The organism is Polaromonas sp. YR568, assembly GCF_900116715.1.
Lineage (GTDB): Bacteria > Pseudomonadota > Gammaproteobacteria > Burkholderiales > Burkholderiaceae_C > Polaromonas.
Genome location: NZ_FPBM01000008.1, coordinates 217,333 through 235,916, shown reverse-complemented (window position 1 = coordinate 235,916; position 18,584 = coordinate 217,333). Strand labels below are relative to the sequence as shown.

17 protein-coding genes are annotated in these 18,584 nt (G+C 63.1%); 16 read left to right on the top strand and 1 reads right to left on the bottom strand.

Going from position 1 to position 18,584, the window contains the following annotated elements:
- The first annotated feature begins 62 nt into the window (after positions 1-62).
- The 5 genes from BM408_RS17390 to BM408_RS17370 all read left to right on the top strand — a co-directional run bounded on the left by BM408_RS17390 (position 63) and on the right by BM408_RS17370 (position 7,750).
- Entirely contained in the window at positions 63-833 is a 771-nt protein-coding gene (locus BM408_RS17390; RefSeq protein ID WP_092131382.1) for a lysophospholipid acyltransferase family protein, read from the top strand.
- A 36-nt stretch (positions 834-869) separates the two neighbouring features.
- Positions 870-1,889, top strand: a complete 1,020-nt coding sequence (locus tag BM408_RS17385) for a M48 family metallopeptidase (protein ID WP_092131380.1) — start codon at positions 870-872, stop codon at positions 1,887-1,889.
- Positions 1,890-2,208: 319 nt separating this feature from the next.
- A complete protein-coding gene (locus BM408_RS17380; RefSeq protein WP_092131379.1) occupies positions 2,209-2,652 on the top strand; it encodes a response regulator in 444 nt (147 codons plus the stop codon).
- Between the two features lie 63 nt (positions 2,653-2,715).
- The gene (locus BM408_RS17375) at positions 2,716-7,011 is read left to right on the top strand and encodes a PAS domain S-box protein (RefSeq protein ID WP_092131376.1); all 4,296 of its coding nucleotides are present in this window, start codon (positions 2,716-2,718) and stop codon (positions 7,009-7,011) included.
- 94 nt (positions 7,012-7,105) lie between these two features.
- Positions 7,106-7,750 carry a response regulator gene (locus BM408_RS17370; RefSeq protein ID WP_092131374.1) on the top strand — a complete coding sequence of 215 codons (645 nt, stop codon included), beginning with the start codon at positions 7,106-7,108 and terminating at the stop codon, positions 7,748-7,750.
- A 130-nt stretch (positions 7,751-7,880) separates the two neighbouring features.
- Here BM408_RS17370 and BM408_RS17365 read toward each other — a convergent pair whose 3' ends face one another.
- Positions 7,881-8,972: an MBL fold metallo-hydrolase gene (locus BM408_RS17365; RefSeq protein ID WP_092131423.1), complete on the bottom strand. Its 1,092-nt coding sequence runs from the start codon at positions 8,970-8,972 to the stop codon at positions 7,881-7,883.
- A 112-nt stretch (positions 8,973-9,084) separates the two neighbouring features.
- On the opposite strand from BM408_RS17365, the gene BM408_RS17360 reads away from it, so the two are divergent.
- The 11 genes from BM408_RS17360 to BM408_RS17310 all read left to right on the top strand — a co-directional run bounded on the left by BM408_RS17360 (position 9,085) and on the right by BM408_RS17310 (position 18,572).
- Positions 9,085-9,492, top strand: a complete 408-nt coding sequence (locus BM408_RS17360) for a MerR family transcriptional regulator (protein WP_092131372.1) — start codon at positions 9,085-9,087, stop codon at positions 9,490-9,492.
- Positions 9,493-9,651: 159 nt separating this feature from the next.
- A complete protein-coding gene (locus BM408_RS17355; protein WP_092131371.1) occupies positions 9,652-10,095 on the top strand; it encodes a PaaI family thioesterase in 444 nt (147 codons plus the stop codon).
- A 41-nt stretch (positions 10,096-10,136) separates the two neighbouring features.
- The gene (locus tag BM408_RS17350) at positions 10,137-11,318 is read left to right on the top strand and encodes an isovaleryl-CoA dehydrogenase (protein ID WP_092131370.1); all 1,182 of its coding nucleotides are present in this window, start codon (positions 10,137-10,139) and stop codon (positions 11,316-11,318) included.
- Positions 11,319-11,342: 24 nt separating this feature from the next.
- A complete protein-coding gene (can, locus tag BM408_RS17345) occupies positions 11,343-12,035 on the top strand; it encodes a carbonate dehydratase (protein ID WP_092131368.1) in 693 nt (230 codons plus the stop codon).
- Positions 12,036-12,053: 18 nt separating this feature from the next.
- Positions 12,054-13,931, top strand: a complete 1,878-nt coding sequence (gene aceK, locus BM408_RS17340; RefSeq protein WP_092131366.1) for a bifunctional isocitrate dehydrogenase kinase/phosphatase — start codon at positions 12,054-12,056, stop codon at positions 13,929-13,931.
- 38 nt (positions 13,932-13,969) lie between these two features.
- Positions 13,970-15,163: an acetyl-CoA C-acyltransferase gene (locus tag BM408_RS17335; protein WP_092131364.1), complete on the top strand. Its 1,194-nt coding sequence runs from the start codon at positions 13,970-13,972 to the stop codon at positions 15,161-15,163.
- Between the two features lie 6 nt (positions 15,164-15,169).
- Positions 15,170-15,844, top strand: a complete 675-nt coding sequence (locus BM408_RS17330) for an SDR family oxidoreductase (protein WP_092131362.1) — start codon at positions 15,170-15,172, stop codon at positions 15,842-15,844.
- 17 nt (positions 15,845-15,861) lie between these two features.
- Positions 15,862-16,566, top strand: coding sequence for a hypothetical protein (locus tag BM408_RS22820; protein WP_139237375.1), 705 nt, complete (start codon positions 15,862-15,864; stop codon positions 16,564-16,566).
- 9 nt (positions 16,567-16,575) lie between these two features.
- On the top strand, positions 16,576-17,706 hold the full coding sequence (locus tag BM408_RS17320; RefSeq protein WP_092131358.1) for an acyl-CoA dehydrogenase family protein: 1,131 nt from the start codon (positions 16,576-16,578) through the stop codon (positions 17,704-17,706).
- Positions 17,707-17,725: 19 nt separating this feature from the next.
- Positions 17,726-18,148: a rhodanese-like domain-containing protein gene (locus tag BM408_RS17315; RefSeq protein ID WP_092131356.1), complete on the top strand. Its 423-nt coding sequence runs from the start codon at positions 17,726-17,728 to the stop codon at positions 18,146-18,148.
- A gap of 10 nt (positions 18,149-18,158) precedes the next feature.
- The gene (locus tag BM408_RS17310) at positions 18,159-18,572 is read left to right on the top strand and encodes a YchJ family protein (RefSeq protein ID WP_092131354.1); all 414 of its coding nucleotides are present in this window, start codon (positions 18,159-18,161) and stop codon (positions 18,570-18,572) included.
- Positions 18,573-18,584 lie beyond the last annotated feature (12 nt).

Genomic DNA, 18,584 nt, shown 5'->3' with positions numbered 1-18,584 from the left:
GCCCGCAGAACACCCGCACTTCGCCCCCTTTATTGATTTTCCAGACAGCCGGAATCCTCCTCATGCCTTTTATCCGTTCCGTCCTGCACCTTCTCTGGATGGCCGTCACGGTGATCCCGTGGGCCATCTTTGTGATCATTGCCTCGATTTTTGTCAGCAGCACCACCATGTACTGGATGTGCGCGGGCTGGCTGCGCGTGGCGGTCAGCGGCGGCACCTTTTTGCTGGGCATCAAGAACCGCGTCACCGGTATGGAAAACCTGCCCACCGGCAAGACCAGCGCCGCCGTGCTGCTGGTCAAGCACCAGAGCACCTGGGAAACCTTTTGCATGCCCACGCTGATGCCGCATCCGCTGGCCTATGTCTTCAAGAAAGAACTGCTCTACGTGCCGTTTTTCGGCTGGGCGATGGCCCGCATGGACATGATCCACATCGACCGCAGCCAGCGTGCGCAGGCCTTCAGCAAAGTGGTGGCGCAGGGCAAGCGCCTGATGGCCGAAGGCACCTGGGTCATCATGTTCCCTGAAGGCACGCGCATTCCGCGCGGCCAGAAGGGTGTCTACAAATCCGGCGGCACACGCCTGGCGATTGAAACCGGCGCGCCGGTGATCCCGATTGCGGTGACCTCGGCCAAATGCTGGCCGCGCAAGGCCTTTATCAAAACGCCAGGTGTGGTCGACATCTCCATCGGCAAACCGATTGAGAGCGTTGGCCGCCAGCCAGATGAACTCATGCGTGAGGTCGAGGACTGGATCGAAAGCGAAATGCGCCGGCTGGACCCCGAGGCCTATGTGGGCCAGACCAGTGAAACGGCCGCCGCGCCCAATACCTGAGCGGCAAGCCTGCCCATAGCACCGCGCTAAACTGCCATGATGCAACGGCTTCTTCAGTTCACGCTCGACCTGTTTGATACCGCGCCTGCGCCGCCGCCCAAAGCCGCCGGCCCCAAAGCCCGAAAACCCAAGCCAAAACGGCCTGAACCCCCCGCAGCACGCCCGCAGCCGGCCGTTGAAAAAATAGCAGAGGCCGAATTCATCGGCCCGCAGCTCCCGGCCCAAACCCTGCAGCAAGCCCTGGCGCCAGCCACCTTCCGCCACCCGCGCGCCACACGCGAGACGGTGCTGGACGGCATCCTGGTCGCCTATGAATTCCGCCGCAGCAAACGCAAGACCATCGGCTTTTCCGCCGGCGCCGACGGCCTCACGGTGAGCGCGCCCAAATGGGTGCCGCTGTATGAAATCGACAAGGCCGTGCTCGAAAAGTCCGCGTGGATTCTCGCCAAGCTGCAGGAAACCCGCGAGCGCCATGAGCGCATGGAGTCCGCGCGCATTGACTGGAAGGACGGCACCACGCTGCCCTTCCTGGGCGAGCAGGTGATTGTGGTGATTGACCCGCGCCATGCTTTCGGCGGCGTCGGCGCCGAGCTCAAAACCCGCGCGGCCGAGGTGCTGCTGCAAGGCCAGGCTGATGCAGACACCGGCACGCTGCCCGGCGTGGCGCAGCTCACGCTGCATGTGGGTCTGCCGCAAAACGCCTCGCCCGAGCAGATCCGCGACGCCGTGCAGGCCTGGCTGATGCGCCAGGCCAAGCGCGTGTTCATTGAGCGCCTGAACCACTTTGCGCCGCAGCTGGGCGTGACCTGGCAAAAGCTCAGCCTCTCCAGCGCCGGCACGCGCTGGGGTAGCGCCAGCGCGGACGGCTCCATCCGGCTGAACTGGCGGCTGATCCACTTCAAGCAGTCGGTCATCGACTATGTGGTGGTGCACGAGCTGAGCCATCTGCGTGTGATGGACCACAGCCCGCGGTTTTGGGACACCGTGCGCACGGTGGTGCCCGATTACGCCGAGCTGCGCGGCCAGCTCAAGGATGAGGCGATTCCACGCTGGTAAATGCCAGTAATCGCCGGTAAGCGCCAGTAGGCGCCGCGCAGTCATCCATCGCGTCATTTCGCGAAGCAGGCGCTAACCCTGCTTGCCCCTCCACCCGTTCCCACCGTATGCCATGCGCAACGGGTGCGGCGTGCGCGGCGTGTGTGGTGTGCAGGAAGACCCCAAATCACCGGGCCCCCAAGTTTTACCGCGTAGTACAAGCCGGTGTTACTTGGTAATATGACAAAACCAACAAAATTATTAAAACCGACAGGTAATACAGGTAATTGATGCCGCATCCTGTTCCGCATTCCAAAGAGACCGCATCCAAAGAGCGACCATGAACGACAACAAGCTGATATTGATCGTTGAAGACAATCCCGACCACCTGGAGCTGACCGTGCTGACGCTGGAAGAGCACGGCGTGACCGCCGAGATCGCGGTCGCCCGCGATGGCGTCGAGGCGCTTGAATTCCTTTTCGGCCGTGGCGCCCATGCCGGCCGCGATACGCAAAGGCAGCCGGCTTTTTTGCTGCTCGACATGAAGCTGCCCAAGCTGTCGGGGCTGGACGTGCTGCGCAGCGTGCGCAGCAACCCCTTGACGGCGCTGGTGCCGGTGGTCATGCTCACTTCTTCGAGCGAGCGCTCGGACATCGTGGCCTGCTACCAGAACGGCGCCAACGGTTTTGTGCGCAAGCCGGTGGATTTCGGCGACCTGACCGAAAAGCTCAACCGGCTTCAGGCGTACTGGCTGGGCGTCAACGAATCCATCGCGACTCCCTGATTCACGGCCTGCGATGCCAGCGGGAGTTCCACATCACCAGACAGTCTTTGAAAGACGGATGCGATGAAGGTTCACATCACGCTGCGGACCCGCCTTGTCATCCTGGTGCTGGCGGCCATTGTTCCGCTCTTCGGCCTCTCGCTCATCAAGGCGGTCTACAACGCCAGTGACGCGGTCGAGCGTGCCAACACCGACCTGCAATTCGCCGCCTCCCTCGCCGCCTCCAGCCAGCAGCGCCTGGCCGAGACGGCGCGCCAGCTGCTCACCGCCATCGTCCATGCGCCCGACCTGCGCAAGGGCGACAGAGTCCGCTGCGACCGCTACCTGGCCGAGATGATCCGGGAGTTTCCGCTCTACGCCAACCTGGGCGTCATCAACGCCCAGGGCCAGTCGATTTGCAGCGGTGTCGACCGCCCCCCGCTGGGCTACCTGGGCGACCGCGCCTACTTCCGCGAGGCCATGGCGCACCGCACGCTGGTGATTGGTGAATACATCGTGGGCCGCGCCTCGGGCAAGCCCTCCATCACCTTTGCGCTGCCGCTGGTGGACGCCGACGGCCGCGTCTCCATCGTGGCCTATGCCTCGCTCGACCTGGCCGAGATGGCGAAGTCGGCGATAGAAATCCAGCTGCCGCCGGGCGCGGCGCTCGGCATCCATGACCGCCAGGGCGTATTGCTGGCCGGCAAGCCCGACCTGCCCATACGCGTCGGCCAGAAGGCCGCCAGCCCGGTGCTGCAAAGCGCGCTTAAATCCATGATGCGGGGCACCAGCGACGGCCCGGATGCCAAAGGCCAGCGCCGGCTGTGGGCCTTCATGCCCAGCAGCCCGGACCTGCACCAGGCGTTTTTTGTGGCCGTCAGCCTGGACCACAACCTGGTCGTCGGCGGAACCCGGCGGCAGCTGGCGGTCGAGCTGGCCGTGTTGGCCCTCCTGACATTTCTTGGCGGCCTGCTGGCCTGGCTGATAGGCGGGCGGGCCATCGTGGTTCCCACCCGCAACATCCTGGAGGCGACCAAGCAGATCCAGGACGGGCGGCTGGACGTGCGCATCCCGGCAGGCGATGCGGACGATCACGGCGAGTTCGCCCGCATCGCCACCGGCCTCAACCGCATGGCCGAGTCGCTGCAAAAACACCGCAACGCGCTGGAGGGCGAACTGGCCAACAGCGAGGCCATACAGCGCAAGCTGCAGGACGCCCAGCGCCTGGGCCGCATCGGCTACTGGCAGCTGGACCTGGACACCCACCACACCTGGTGGTCTGATGAAATCTACGATGTGCTCGGCGTCGACGCGGAAAGCTTTGACAGAAGCCGCGAAGGCTTTGTGGGCCTGATCCATCCCGCCGACCGCGAGGGCTTTATCGCCCGGCGCGATGTGGCCGTGCAGTCCGGCCAGCCGCTGGACACGGAATTTCGCATCGTCACCGCGGCCGGCGAGATACGCTGGATTCACCTCTACGGCCGGGCGATGGAAAGCCAGGAAGGCAGCGACGGCCAGGTGCGCCGCCGCCGCTCCGGCGTGCTGCAGGAGATCACCGACCGCAAATATGCCGAGCTGGCCATTGCCCGCAGCACCGAGCTGCTCAACCGCACCGGCGCGCTCGCAAGAATCGGCGGCTGGGAACTGGCGGCCGACGCCGTGGAGCCCTATTGGTCCGAAGAGATTTACCGCATCCACGACCTCAAGCCCGGAACGCCGCTCAAGCTCAACGAGGCTTTCAACTTTTTTCCGCCCGATGCCCGGCAGACGATCAAGGCGGCGGTGGAAGCCGCTTTCAGCGAAGGCACGCCCTGGGACCTGGAGCTGCCGCTCATCACCGCCGCCGGCCGCCGCATCTGGGTACGCGTGCAGGGCCAGGCGCTGCACGAAAGCGGCAAGCACGTCAAACTCGTCGGTGTGCTGCAGGACGTCACCGAGCAGCATGAAGCGCAGGCACATCTGCGCCTGCTGGAAACAGCCGTGGGCCGGCTGAACGACATCGTGCTCATCACCGAAGCCGAACCCTTTGACGAGCCGGGCCCCCGCATCGTTTTCATCAACGGCGCCTTCGAGCGCCGCACCGGCTACACCCGGCAAGAGGTGATGGGCCAGTCGCCGCGATTTCTGCAGGGCCCGAAAACGCAGCGGGCCGAGCTTGACCGCATCCGCGAAGCGCTGCAAAAGTGGCAGCCGGTGCGCGCCGAACTCATCAACTACACCAAGGCCGGCGAAGAATTCTGGCTCGAGCTCGACATCGTGCCGATCGCCGACGCCAAGGGCTGGTTCACCCACTGGGTGGCGGTGGAGCGCGACATCACGCAGCGCAAGCTGGCCGAACAGGCGCTGGTGCAAAGCGAGCAGCGTTATGCGGCCCTGTTTGAAATGGCGCCTGTGCCGATGTGGGTGTTTGACGTCGCCACCACCCGCTTCCTCAATGTCAACAAGGCCGCCATCGACAGCTATGGTTACTCCAGCGACGAGTTCCTGTCGATGACGCTGTTCGATATCCGGCCGGAGTTCGAGCATCCACGCCTGACGCGCCAGTTGGAGGACGACTCGGCCGAGCGGCGGGGCTCGTGGCAGCACAAGAGGAAGGACGGTTCGCTGTTCTCCGTCAACGTGATGTCCCGGCCCATCCAGTACGCCGGCAAGCCCGCGCGTTTTGTGGTGTCGCTGGACATCACGGCGCAGCTCAAGGCCGAACGCGACGTGCAGGAGCACCTGTTCACCCTGCAGCGCGCGGCCGACGCGGCCCAGGCCATCACCTGGCACCAGACGCTGGAAGGCACCATGCACGAAGTGGCCGAGCAGGCCCGGGGCGTGGTGGGTGCGCACCAGTCCATCGTCAGCCTCACGGTGGGCGGCGACTGGGCACAGGCCAGCCATGCGCTGTCGCTGTCCGACAAATACGCCAACTATCGCGACCTGATCGAGCCGCCTGACGGCACCGGTATTTACGCGCTGGTTTGCCAGGCCAACCGCTCCATGCGCATGACGCAGGCCGAGCTCGAAGCCCACCCGCGCTGGAACGGCTCCGGCAGTTATGCCGGCAAACACCTGGTGATGCGGGGCTGGCTGGCCGTGCCGCTGACGGGGCGCGACGGGAAAAACATCGGTGTGATGCAGCTGTCCGACAAGTACGAAGGCGAATTCACCCAGCAGGACGAATACGTCGCGCTGGAGCTGGCCCAGCTCGCCTCCATCGCCATTGAAAACGCCCGCCTGCTGGAAGAGGTCAACGAACTCAACACTGGGCTGGAGCACAAGGTCGCCGAGCGGACGCTGGAGCTTGAGCGCCAGCAGGCCTTGTTCCAGGCCCTGGCCGAACAGGCGCCCCAGGTGGTCTGGACCAGCAGCCCCAGCGGCGCGGCCACCTACTTCAACCGCGCCTGGTTTGATCTGATGGGCGGCGAGTTCGCCGACTGGGCCGGCAACGGCTGGTATGCCGCCATCCACCCGGACGACCTGCCCGAAGTGCATGAGCGATGGAAAGAAGCCGTCGCCAACCACGCACCCTATGCCGGCATACGGCGCTTGCTGGCCAAAGACGGCAGCTGCCACACCATGTCTTACCGCGCATCGCCGGTGCTGGACGAACACGGCGGCGTGGCCTTCTGGGTGGGCATCGATGCCGACATCACCGAGGTCAAGGCCATTGAAGCGGCCTTGCGCCTGTCCAACCAGGAGCTCGAAGCGTTCTCCTATTCGGTCTCGCACGACCTGCGCTCGCCGCTCAATACCGTCGACGGCTTCAGCCGCCTGCTGGCCAAGCAGCTGCACGGCCGGCTGGAAGGCAGCCCGGGTGAAAAGGTCGGGCACTATTTGGCGCGCATCCAGGCCGGTGTGGCGCAGATGGGGCAGCTGATTGAAGACCTGCTGTCGCTGGCGCAGGTGTCGCGCGCACCGCTGGCCCACAAGGAGACGGTCGACCTGTCGGCCCTGGCCCGCAACATTCTTGACGAATGGCAGGTGCGCCAGCCCGAGCGCAAGGCCGTTGTGCACATCGAAAAAGGCCTGAAGGCGCACGGCGACAGCCGGCTGGTGCGCGTGGTGATGGAAAACCTGCTGGGCAACGCCTGGAAGTTCAGCGCCCAGCAGCCGGTCACTGAAATCACCGTGGGCCGCCAGCTTGATGCGGCCGGCCTGCCCGAATTTTTTGTGCGCGACAACGGTGCCGGTTTTGACATGGCTTATGCCGACAAGCTCTTCGTGCCTTTTCAACGCCTGCATGCCGCCGCGGAGTTTCCGGGCACCGGCATCGGGCTGGCCACCGTCAGCCGGGTTGTCAAAAGGCATGGGGGCCGGCTCTGGACCGAGTCGGCGCCCGGAAAAGGCGCGACGTTTTTCTTCACCTTGCCCAAGGCGCCGAAGTCAGCTTGAGCATCTGCCGGCACGGTGTGTTTCTTGACACGTATCGATACATAACTGATTAAAATGAGAAAAATGAAAAAATCAATCCACCTTGTGATTTGCCATGCCACGTGAACCCAAGTCCTTCGAGGCTGCGATCACGGCGGCGGATTTCTCAAGCGAGGATTACTGCGGCACCAGCTATGCGGCCAAGTTGCTGGGGCTGTCTGTGGCTACTGTGCAGTCCCTGGTGGAAAAAGGCGAGATCGAAGCCTGGAAGACACTGGGCGGCCACCGCCGCATAGCGCTGAAGTCCATCAACGCCTACCTCGCCAAAAACAGCCCGCAACTGAACCGCGTCGACACCGACCCCAAGCACCGCCTGCGCGTGCTGATGGTGGAAGACGACGAAGCCACCCGCGAGCTCTACCGCTGCCAGTTTGAGGACTGGGACTTGCCGGTCGACTGCACCTGGATGCCGTCCGCGCTGGAAGCCATGATGGACATCGCCAGCATGCGGCCCGACCTGCTGATCACCGATTTGTCGATGCCGGGCGTGGACGGGATTGAAATGCTCAAGACCCTCAAGCGCAACCTGCAACTGGCCGACATGCAGATCGTGGTGATCAGCGGCCTGCCGCCCGAAGCCGTTGAAGCACGCGGCGGTTTGCCGCCGCATGCGCACCTGCTGCGAAAGCCGGTGAACTTTGACTGGCTGCATGGTTACCTGACGGCTTTGCTGACGGCTAACCGCAAGTGGAGACACTAGCCCCCACGGTCGCTCACTTCGTGTAGCTTCCTGCCCCCCCGAGGGGGCCGCCCGCCCTACGGCCCGGCAAAGCCGGTTCCGGGGCTCATGCTGGATTTAAGAGTTCAGTGCGTCAGGGTGGGGGCTATCGCTATCGAGTGCTGAATCTGTAGATCCCATCGGCGTCCAGCGTGCGCTGAAACCTCCCGCCAAACCACAGCGCATGCAGATGCGCCACCGCTTCGCCCATGGCAAAGGTGGTCTGGTGCAGGTCCAGCTTGCGGGGAAACATCACGGGCAGGATGTCGGCGGCGCTGCAGGGCTTGACGGTGCAGGCGTCCATCACTTCCGCCAGCCGGTCGCGGTGGTGGTCGTGCAGCTGGCCTATGCGGGTGTGCAGGCCGCGAAAGGGTTTGCCGTGGGAGGGCAGCACCAGCGTTTCCTTGTCCAGCGGCAAAAACCTGTCGATGGATTCGAGGAAGAGTGTGAGCGCATTCGACTCCGGCTCCATGTCGTACACGCTCACATTGGTCGAAATGCGCGGCAGCACCATGTCGCCGCTGATCAGTGTGTCCAGTTCTTCGCAATGCAGCGCGATGTGCTCAGGCGCATGGCCGTAGCCGCTGATGCAGCGCCAGTCGCGCCCGCCAATGCGCACGGTTTTCCCGTCCATCAGCCGCACATAGCTGGCGGGCACGGCCGGCACCATGCCGGGGTAGTAGCTGGCCCGGCCGCGAATTTTTTCGATGGATTCCGGGTCCACCAGGCCGTGCGAGGCAAAAAAGCGCGCCGCGCTCTCGCCGCCAAAGCCGGTGGTGCTTTGCGAGCCTATGCGTGCCGAGTGGTAGTCGGTCGCGCTGATCCAGAGGCGGCACACATGCTTCGCCGTCGTCCAGCGTTCACACAGCCAGTAGGCCAGGCCGATATGGTCCGGGTGCATGTGCGTCACGATGACGCGCAGCACCGGCATGCCTTCCAGCTGGGTGGCAAAAATCGCTTCCCACTGGGCTTTGGACTCTTCGCGGCTGATGCAGCAGTCGATGATGGTCCAGCCCTGGATTTTGCCGCCCGGTGCATCCGGGTCGTCGATCTCATCGCGCAGCAGCCAGAGGTTGATGTGGTTCAGTGCAAAGGGCAACTCCATGCGGATCCACTTCACGCCGGGCGCCACCTCCATCGTGGCGCCCGAGGCGGGCAGGGTGTCGCCAAAGGGGTAATGCAGTTGCTGCTCGAGGAGGTTCATGTCATCATTCGCGGTATATTTGACGTTTACGTAAACGTCATGCAGAACCATTGTAGGGACAGCGCCTCTTTTGTGCTGTCGCCCTCGTTTGCACAGAACTTCACCCACCACCATGGCCACCACCTACACCATCAGCGACCTGGCAAAAGAGTTTGACCTGACCACGCGCGCCATGCGGTTCTACGAAGACATGGGCCTGCTGCAGCCCCAGCGCGAAGGCGCGGGCGGGCGCAACCGCGTTTACACCGCGCGCGACCGCACCCGGCTCAAGCTCACCCTGCGCGCCAAGCGCCTGGGCCTGTCGCTGGTCGAGGCCAAGGAAATCATCGACTCCTACGACAGCCCGCGCGACACCGCGCCGCAGCTCAAGAAATTCCTGGCCATCCTGACGGAGCACCGCAAAAAGCTGGAGGCCCAGATGGTCGATCTGCAAGCCAACCTCGACGAAATCCGCACCCACGAGAAAGAGGCCAAGGCGTTGCTCGTCAAAACCGAAAAGAGCAAAGCCGGCAAACCCTGAGCCTGGCTCGTTTCGGGGCTGATTGCCCCCGGGGCGGCCCGGGTCAAGCCGCGTGGGCGGCAAATACGTCATAATTGACGTTTACGTAAACGTCAACTTGCCAAACTCACTTCGAATCCACTTCGAACCCACTTTCCGCACGTTTCAAAAGGCCGTTTCATGGACGCACGCACCGCACCGTCAGCACTGTTCCAGCGCATCGAAGCCAGCTTTCTGCGCCAGGGCCTGATGCAGCACCTGGGCGCCAGGCTGCTGCGCGTGGAGCCCGGTCTGTGTGAGGTGGCCTTGCCCTATTCAGAGCGCGTGACGCAGCAGCAGGGCGGCTTTCACGGCGGCGCCATGGGCGCGCTGGCCGACATCGCCGGCGGCTATGCCGCGCTGACGGTGACCGCCGAAGACTCCGAAGTCACCACCGTCGAATACAAGATCAATTTCATGGCCGGCTTCAAGGATGGCGAGCTGCGCGCCATCGGCCGCGTGGCCAAAGCCGGCAAGCGCATCATCGTCACCACCGCTGAAGTGACGCATGTGGCGGCCGACGGCAAGGAAAGCGCCTGCGCCCTGATGCAGCAAACCCTGGTGCCCGTGCCCAAAACCTACTAGCCTTCTTCTCTCACCTCCCAGAATCTCCCAGAAAGCCCACCATGACCAACATGCCCGGACTCAACTTCATGCTCGGTGAAGACATCGACGCCCTGCGCGACGCCGTGCGCGAATTCGCGCAAGCCGAAATCGCCCCCCGCGCCGCCGAGATCGACCGCAACGACCAATTCCCCATGGACCTGTGGCAAAAAATGGGTGCGCTCGGCGTGCTCGGCATCACCGTGGGTGAGGAATACGGCGGCGCCAACATGGGCTACCTGGCCCACATGATCGCCATGGAAGAAATCAGCCGCGCCAGCGCTTCGGTGGGCTTGTCGTACGGCGCGCACAGCAATTTGTGCGTCAACCAGATCAAGCGCAACGGCACTGACGAGCAGCGCAAAAAATACCTGCCCAAACTCATCACCGGCGAGCACGTGGGCGCCTTGGCAATGAGCGAGCCTGGCGCCGGCAGCGACGTCATCAGCATGAAGCTCAAAGCCGAAGACAAGGGCGGCTACTACCTGCTCAACGGCAGCAAGATGTGGATCACCAATGGCCCCGACGCCGACACGCTCGTCGTCTACGCCAAGACCGAGCCCGAACTCGGCGCGCGCGGCGTCACCGCCTTCCTGATTGAAAAAGGCATGAAGGGCTTTTCCGTCGCGCAAAAGCTCGACAAGCTCGGCATGCGCGGCAGCCACACCGGCGAGCTGGTCTTCAACAACGTCGAAGTGCCGGCCAGCCAGATCCTGGGCGGCCTCAACAGCGGCGCCAAGGTGCTGATGAGCGGCCTCGACTACGAACGCGCCGTGCTCACCGGCGGCCCGCTGGGCATCATGCAATCCGTCATGGACAACGTTGTCCCCTACATCCACGACCGCAAGCAGTTCGGCCAGAGCATCGGCGAGTTTCAGCTCATCCAGGGCAAGGTCGCCGACATGTACACCGTGCTGCAGGCCGGCCGCTCCTTTGCCTACACCGTGGCCAAAAACCTCGACATGCTCGGCACCGAGCACGTGCGCCAGGTCCGCAAGGACTGCGCCTCCGTCATCCTCTGGTGCGCCGAAAAAGCCACCTGGATGGCCGGCGAGGGCGTGCAGATTTACGGCGGCAACGGTTACATCAACGAATACCCCCTGGGCCGCCTCTGGCGCGACGCCAAACTCTATGAAATCGGGGCCGGCACGAGTGAAATACGCCGCATGCTCATAGGGCGGGAACTGTTCGCCGAGACGATGTAACCAAGGCAGGCGAAAATACGGCCCATGACCACACCGCTTAAAGACCTCTTCGCCCATAACCGCGCCTGGGCCGCGCAGATGGAAGCCGAGCGCCCCGGCTTCTTTACCGGCCTTGTCAAGCAGCAGACGCCCCGCTACATGTGGATAGGCTGCTCCGACAGCCGCGTGCCTGCCAACCAGATCACCGGGCTGGAACCCGGCGAGGTGTTCGTCCACCGCAATGTGGCCAACATCGTCGTGCATTCCGACCTCAACGCGCTCTCGGCCATTCAGTTCGCCGTCGAGCGGCTCAAGGTCAAAGACATCATGGTGGTCGGCCACTACGGCTGCTCCGGCGTGCAGGCCGCACTTGAAGGCGCGCGTATTGGTCTGGCCGACAACTGGCTGCGCCACATCCAGGACGTGCGCCACCGCCACCGCCAGCTGCTCGACAGCCTGCCCGAGGACGTGCGCGCCCAGGCCCTGTGCGACATCAATGTGATTGAGCAGGTGGTCAACGTCTCCGTCAGCACCGTCATGGTCGATGCCTGGGCACGCGGCCAGGAAGTCACCGTGCACGGCTGGGCTTTTGGTGTGCACGACGGCTTGCTGCAGGATTTGCAGATGAGTGTTTCGGCGCCCGAAGAGCTCGACAAGCTTTACAGCAAGGCCGTCGACCGCGTGTGGGACACCTGGAACGCACGCGCCGGCGGCGGTACGCAGCAGCAGCTGGTCTGAACGCGCAGAGGCTGAGCCATGTTCCCCCAGCGCCTTGACTCGAGCATTGCCTACGACATCGCCAAGGCGATGATGGATGGCTTCAACCGCCACTACCAGCTGTTTCGCACCGAGTCCGCGCGCGCCAAACACCGCTTTGAAACGGCCGACTGGCACGGCCAGCAACGCGCCCAGCGCGAGCGCATCGAGTTCTACGACCTGCGCGTGCGCGAAGCCTCCACCCGGCTGGAGCGCGAGTTCAAGGCCGGCGACCAGCCCATGGATGTGTGGCAGCAGGTCAAGCTGCATTACATCGGCCTCTTGGTAAATCACCATCAGCCCGAGCTGGCCGAAACCTTCTTCAACTCGGTCACCACCAAGATACTGCACCGCAGCTATTTCCAGAACGACTTCATCTTTGTGCGCCCGGCCGTCAGCACCGAGTACATCGAAAACGAAGAGCCCACCGCGCAGCCGACCTACCGCGCCTACTACCCCACGCGCGACAACATGCGCGAGATCATCATCAAGCTGGTGAGCGACTTTGATCTGCATGTGCCGTTTGACGACCTGGAGCGTGACGCCGGTTATGTGCTCGAAGCCTTCAGCGAACGCCTCGTCGACGTCAAGCTGCGCGCCAACTTCCAGTTCCAGGTGCTCTCGGGTTTGTTCTTTCGCAACAAGGGCGCTTACGTCGTCGGTAAGATCATCAACGGCTTTAACGAAGTGCCGTTTGCACTGCCGGTGCTGCACAACAAGTCCGGCAAGCTGGTCATCGATGCCGCGCTGTTTGGCGAGGACGACCTGCTGATTCTTTTCAGCTTTGCGCGTGCCTACTTCATGGTCGACATGGGCATTCCTTCGGCCTATGTGCAGTTTTTGCGCAGCATGATGCCGCACATGCCGCGCGCTGAAATCTACAACGCGCTGGGCCTGGCCAAGCAGGGCAAGACGCTGTTCTACCGCGACTTTCTGTACCACCTGCGGCACTCGACTGACAAGTTCCGCATCGCGCCCGGCATCAAGGGCATGGTCATGCTGGTGTTTGACTTGCCCTCGTTTCCCTACGTGTTCAAGGTCATCAAAGACTACTACCCGCCGCAAAAAGACACGACGCGCGAACAGATCAAGGGCAAGTACCTGCTGGTCAAACAACACGACCGCGTGGGCCGCATGGCCGACACGCAGGAATACAGTGAAGTCGCCTTCCCGCGCGAGCGTTTTGACGACGAGCTCATCGCCGAGATCGAAAAGTTCGCCCCCAGCCAGCTCGAAATCAGCGACCGCGACGCTGACGGCCAGACCGAAGTCATCATCAAGCACGTGTACATCGAGCGCCGCATGATCCCGCTCAATATCTACCTGCAAGAGGCCTTTGACGCCGGCGTGAAAGAGCCCGCCGCCAAAGACCAGATCGAGCGCGCCGTCGTCGAATACGGCAACGCCATCAAGGACCTGGTCGCCGCCAACATCTTCCCCGGCGACATGCTGTGGAAGAACTTCGGCATCACCCGCCACGGCAAGGTAGTGTTCTACGACTACGACGAGATCGAATACATCACCGACTGCAACTTCCGCAAGGTGCCCGCCCCCCGCAACGAAGAAGAAGAAATGAGTGGCGAGGTCTGGTACTCCGTCGGGCCCAAAGACGTGTTCCCCGAAACCTTCGAGCCCTTTTTGCTAGGCAACGACGCGGTGCGCGAGGTCTTCATGAAGCACCACGCCAATCTGCTCGACGCCGGTTTTTGGCAAAAACACCAAGCCCGCATCCAGGCCGGCCATGTGCACGACGTGTTTCCCTACGAACGCGAAAAGCGCTTCATCGAACTGCACAGCCCGGGCGCGGTGGGCGACGAGGTGCTGACGCAATTGCCGCCTGACCCGGTGCTCACCGGTCTCAGCGGCCTGAACCCCTGAACAAACCCATTCAACACACACCTGAAAGGACACAGATCATGTCGCAATCCAACCAAGATTTCATCGTTATCCTGGGCGCAGCCCGCACCCCCATGGGCGGCTTCCAGGGCGACTTCACCAGCCTGTCTGCCCACGACCTGGGCGGCGCCGCCATCAAGGCCGCCATCGAGCGCTCGGGCATCGCGCCTGAAAAAGTTGATGAAGTGCTGTTCGGCAACTGCCTGATGGCCGGCCAGGGCCAGGCGCCTGCGCGGCAAGCCGGCTTCAAGGGCGGCCTGCCCGCCAGCGTGGGTGCGGTCACGCTGTCCAAGATGTGCGGCTCCGGCATGGAAGCCACCATGCTCGCGCACGACCAGCTCGTGGCCGGCAGCCGCGATGTGATGGTCTCCGGCGGCATGGAGAGCATGACCAACGCGCCCCACCTGCTGCTCAAGGGCCGCAGCGGCATCCGCATCGGCCACGACCGTATCTATGACCACATGATGCTCGACGGACTGGAAGACGCTTACGAACCCGGCCGCGCCATGGGCACCTTCGGCGAGCAGTGCGCCGACAAGTACAAATTCACCCGCGAGGCGCAAGACGCCTTCGCCACCGCCAGCGTCAACCGCGCCAAGGCCGCCACCGAGTCCGGCGCCTTCAAGGCCGAGATCACGCCCGTCACCGTCAAGGGCCGCAGCGGCGACACGGTGATTTCCATCGACGAAGGCCCGGGCAAGGTCAAGCTCGACAAGATTCCCACGCTCAAGCCCGCGTTCAAGAAGGACGGCACCATCACGGCAGCCTCCAGCTCGTCCATCAACGACGGCGCCGCCGCCCTGGTGCTGGCCCGTGAGTCCACCGCCAAAGCACTGGGCGCCAAGCCCATCGCCCGCGTAGTCGGCCACGCCACCTTTGCGCAAGAGCCAGAGTGGTTCACCACCGCCCCCGTCGGCGCAGTCAACAAGCTGCTCAAGAAAATCGGCTGGAGCGTCAAGGACGTGGACCTGTGGGAAGTCAACGAAGCCTTCGCCGTGGTGCCCATGGCCGCGATGAAAGAGCTCGGCATCAGCCACGACATCGTCAACGTCAACGGCGGCGCCTGCGCACTGGGCCACCCGATCGGTGCGTCCGGCGCCCGCATCATCGTGACGCTGATCCATGCGTTGAAAGCCCGTGGCCTCAAGAAGGGCGTCGCGACGCTCTGCATTGGCGGTGGCGAAGGAACAGCACTGGCGGTTGAGCTGGTCTAAGCTGCGATGAAGGTTCTCGTCATAGGCGCATCGCGCGGCATAGGCCTCGAATTCGTCAGCCAGTATGTGGCTGAGGGTGCGGATGTCATTGCCACCGCACGCGACGACGAGGGCCTGCAGCGACTCAAGGCCCTGGGCGCCAAGGCCCTGCGGCTGGACGTGGCCCAGCCCGCCAGCATCAGCGGCCTGGCCTGGCTGTTGGACGGCGAAGAGATTGACATCGCCCTGTATGTGGCCGGCGTCTTTCCGCAGGGTGACGCCCTGACACCGCCCACGCGCGAGGCCTTTGACCACGCCATGCACACCAATGTGTTGGGCGCCATGCAAGCCATCCCGCAGGTCGCACCTCTGGTCGAAGCCGCGCGCAGCGGCCGTGGCTGCTTCGCCTTTATCAGCAGCGCCATGGCGCAGATTGCCGGCGCCAGCACCAGCCGCGGCTGGGTCTACCGCGCCAGCAAGGCCGCCCTCAATATGGTGGTCGCCTCGGCCCAGCATGACTACCCCAAGGCCACCCTGGTGGCGATCTCGCCCGGCTGGGTGCAGACCGACATGGGCGGCCAGGACGCGCCGCTCACCGTGGCGCAAAGCGTCACCGGCATGCGCGCCACGCTGGCTGCGCTCAAGCCCGAGCATAGGGGCGCCTTCCTTAACTACGACGGTGTACCGTTTAAATCCTGGTGATATGCGGAATGGCGACAATGGCTTCTAGCGAGTACTTCATCACTGTTGCGCGTCGTGTGATTGTGGGCGGACTAATCGCGGTTGGATTGACCACTGCTGCTTTGGCCGCTCCTGATGATGCCCCGGCCTGGCCCAGTGAGCGCGAACTTTTGGTCGCGATGCGTGCAGGTGTAAAAGGCGGTGCCAATAAAGCAGAAACTCTGTTAATTCGGGCGATGCATGAAGTCAGAGTCGGGAAAACCGAAACGGCGTTTCTCGTCTCAGTATGGCTGCCAGCGCGTGGACGCAATTTTTCTTCGGGTGTTTTTTTATATCGCCCGGCCTTAAAGCAAGCAAGAGAACTTGACTACAGCCAATCACTCGGTTTGCAGTATGTGGCTGGTCGCTATGGCGAATTCTCTTTGCTGGAGAACTACGACTCAGGCCAGGGTACGGAGGATTTCATCCATGCGCTGGTTCGCTTCAACGGCTGGGAGATGCAGGTTTTGCACCAAGCCAAATTTGGCAACAACCTGGGTGCTTGCGCAGAGGCTTCCGTTGAATTTCCGGCGTGCCGACAGACGCTGGTTAAGTTTCAGCTATTGGTAAACCCCGCCACGGATGACGTTGAGATGGTCGAGGTTACGACCCGACTCGACGCATCTTCAAAAGAAAAACTGCTTACGACGTTACGTCGTCTGCGGTTGGATGGCAATCGGTTCACACCCGTCAAGACTCGATAAAGGCGAAAAATGCTGCTGAACCAGGACCAGGAAATGATTCGCGAAGCCGTGCGCGCGTTTGCGAAAGAAGAACTCTGGCCCCATGCCGCCCGCTGGGACAAAGAGCACCACTTCCCCGTCGAGGCGCACAAGGGCCTGGCCGCGCTGGGCGCGTACGGCATTTGCGTGCCTGAAGAGTTCGGCGGCGCCAATCTGGACTACCTCACACTCGCCCTGGTGCTGGAAGAAATCGCCGCCGGCGACGGCGGCACCAGCACCGCCATCAGCGTCACCAACTGCCCGGTCAACGCCATCCTCATGCGTTACGGCAATGCGCAACAGAAAAAGCACTGGCTTACCAAACTCGCGCAGGGCGAAATGCTGGGCGTCTTTTGCCTGACCGAGCCGCACGTGGGCAGCGACGCCTCATCGCTGCGCACCACCGCGGTCAAAGACGGCGACGAGTATGTGATCAACGGCGTCAAGCAGTTCATCACCAGCGGCAAGAACGGCCACGCGGCCATCGTGATTGCGGTCACCGACAAGGGCGCCGGCAAAAAAGGCATGAGCGCTTTCATCGTGCCGACCAACGCACCTGGCTATCAGGTCGCCAGCCTGGAAGACAAGCTGGGCCAACATTCCAGCGACACGGCGCAAATCAATTTCGACAACTGCCGTATCCCGGCCGAAAACCTGATCGGCAACGAAGGCGAGGGCTACAAGATTGCCCTGGGCGCGCTCGAAGGCGGCCGCATCGGCATCGCAGCGCAAAGCGTGGGCATGGCGCGCAGCGCGTTTGAGTTTGCGCTGGCTTACGCCAAAGAGCGCCAGAGCTTTGGCACCGCCATCTTTAACCACCAGGCGGTGGGTTTTCGGCTGGCCGACTGCGCAACAAAGATCGAAGCGGCCCGCCAGCTCATCTGGCACGCCGCCAGCCTGCGCGACGCAGGTTTGCCGTGCCTCAAAGAAGCCGCCATGGCCAAACTCTTTGCCAGCGAGATGGCTGAGGAGGTGTGCAGCGCGGCCATCCAGACGCTGGGCGGCTACGGCTATGTGAGCGACTTCCCGGTCGAGCGCATCTACCGCGACGTGCGTGTGTGCCAGATTTACGAAGGCACCTCGGACGTCCAGAAAATCATCATCCAGCGGGCCCTGGCCTGAACTGAAGAAGGAGCACCCCATGCCGATTACCAAAGGATTCCGCGCCCTGGTCGATGAGGCCATGGCCCAGGTCAAGACCTACAGCGTGGCCGAGGTCAAAGCCCGCCTCAACGACCCCAAGGTGCAGATCGTCGACATCCGCGATGTGCGCGAGCTGGGCCCGGGTACCGTGGTCGGCAGCTTCCACGCACCGCGCGGCATGCTGGAGTTCTGGGTCGATCCGGCGTCGCCGTATCACAAGGCTCTTTTTGCCGATGAAGGCAAGGAGTTCATCCTCTTTTGCGGCGCAGGCTGGCGCAGCGCCCTGGCCACCAAAACCCTGCAAGACATGGGTATGCGCAACGTGGCCCATATCGACGGCGGTTATGCCGAGTGGGTCAAACAGGGCGCACCCACCGAGACGCTGGAAGAGCGCAAGGCGCGGGAAAACAGCTGCGGTTGATGCGTACTTAATGCCCAATCTGCTGCCGTCACAACCCTGCCCCTGCGGCCGTCAGGCCAACAAGCGCCCGCTGGCCTACGCCGCATGCTGCGGCCGCTACCTCGATCACTTCGACAACGCGCCCGCACCCGACGCCGAGTCCCTCATGCGTTCGCGCTACAGCGCCTTTGTGCTGGAGCGCGCCGACTACCTGCTCGCCACCTGGCACATCAGCCACCGCCCGGCTTCCATCGAGTTTGATCCCGGCGTGAAATGGCTGGGGCTTGAAGTGCGCAGCTACCGCCTGGTAGACGACACCCACGCCGAAGTCGAATTTGTCGCCCGCCAAAAGCCAGCAACCGGCCCTGCGGTGCGCCTGCACGAGCGCAGCCGCTTTATCTGTGAAACAGGGCGTTGGTACTATCTGGACGGTGACCTCACCTGACAACTCCGGCCA

Excerpts from the sequence above, each read along its gene's own strand:
- aceK (WP_092131366.1), top strand. The coding sequence starts at position 12,054 with ATGTTCCCCCAGCGCCTTGACTCGAGCATTGCCTACGACATCGCCAAG.
- BM408_RS17315 (WP_092131356.1), top strand. The coding sequence starts at position 17,726 with ATGCCGATTACCAAAGGATTCCGCGCCCTGGTCGATGAGGCCATGGCC.
- BM408_RS17360 (WP_092131372.1), top strand. The coding sequence starts at position 9,085 with ATGGCCACCACCTACACCATCAGCGACCTGGCAAAAGAGTTTGACCTG.
- BM408_RS17350 (WP_092131370.1), top strand. The coding sequence starts at position 10,137 with ATGACCAACATGCCCGGACTCAACTTCATGCTCGGTGAAGACATCGAC.
- can (WP_092131368.1), top strand. The coding sequence starts at position 11,343 with ATGACCACACCGCTTAAAGACCTCTTCGCCCATAACCGCGCCTGGGCC.
- BM408_RS17320 (WP_092131358.1), top strand. The coding sequence starts at position 16,576 with ATGCTGCTGAACCAGGACCAGGAAATGATTCGCGAAGCCGTGCGCGCG.
- BM408_RS17380 (WP_092131379.1), top strand. The coding sequence starts at position 2,209 with ATGAACGACAACAAGCTGATATTGATCGTTGAAGACAATCCCGACCAC.
- BM408_RS17370 (WP_092131374.1), top strand. The coding sequence starts at position 7,106 with ATGCCACGTGAACCCAAGTCCTTCGAGGCTGCGATCACGGCGGCGGAT.
- BM408_RS17385 (WP_092131380.1), top strand. The coding sequence starts at position 870 with ATGATGCAACGGCTTCTTCAGTTCACGCTCGACCTGTTTGATACCGCG.
- BM408_RS17355 (WP_092131371.1), top strand. The coding sequence starts at position 9,652 with ATGGACGCACGCACCGCACCGTCAGCACTGTTCCAGCGCATCGAAGCC.
- BM408_RS17335 (WP_092131364.1), top strand. The coding sequence starts at position 13,970 with ATGTCGCAATCCAACCAAGATTTCATCGTTATCCTGGGCGCAGCCCGC.
- BM408_RS17365 (WP_092131423.1), bottom strand. The coding sequence starts at position 8,972 with ATGAACCTCCTCGAGCAGCAACTGCATTACCCCTTTGGCGACACCCTG.
- BM408_RS17310 (WP_092131354.1), top strand. The coding sequence starts at position 18,159 with ATGCCCAATCTGCTGCCGTCACAACCCTGCCCCTGCGGCCGTCAGGCC.
- BM408_RS17375 (WP_092131376.1), top strand. The coding sequence starts at position 2,716 with ATGAAGGTTCACATCACGCTGCGGACCCGCCTTGTCATCCTGGTGCTG.
- BM408_RS17330 (WP_092131362.1), top strand. The coding sequence starts at position 15,170 with ATGAAGGTTCTCGTCATAGGCGCATCGCGCGGCATAGGCCTCGAATTC.
- BM408_RS17390 (WP_092131382.1), top strand. The coding sequence starts at position 63 with ATGCCTTTTATCCGTTCCGTCCTGCACCTTCTCTGGATGGCCGTCACG.
- BM408_RS22820 (WP_139237375.1), top strand. The coding sequence starts at position 15,862 with ATGGCTTCTAGCGAGTACTTCATCACTGTTGCGCGTCGTGTGATTGTG.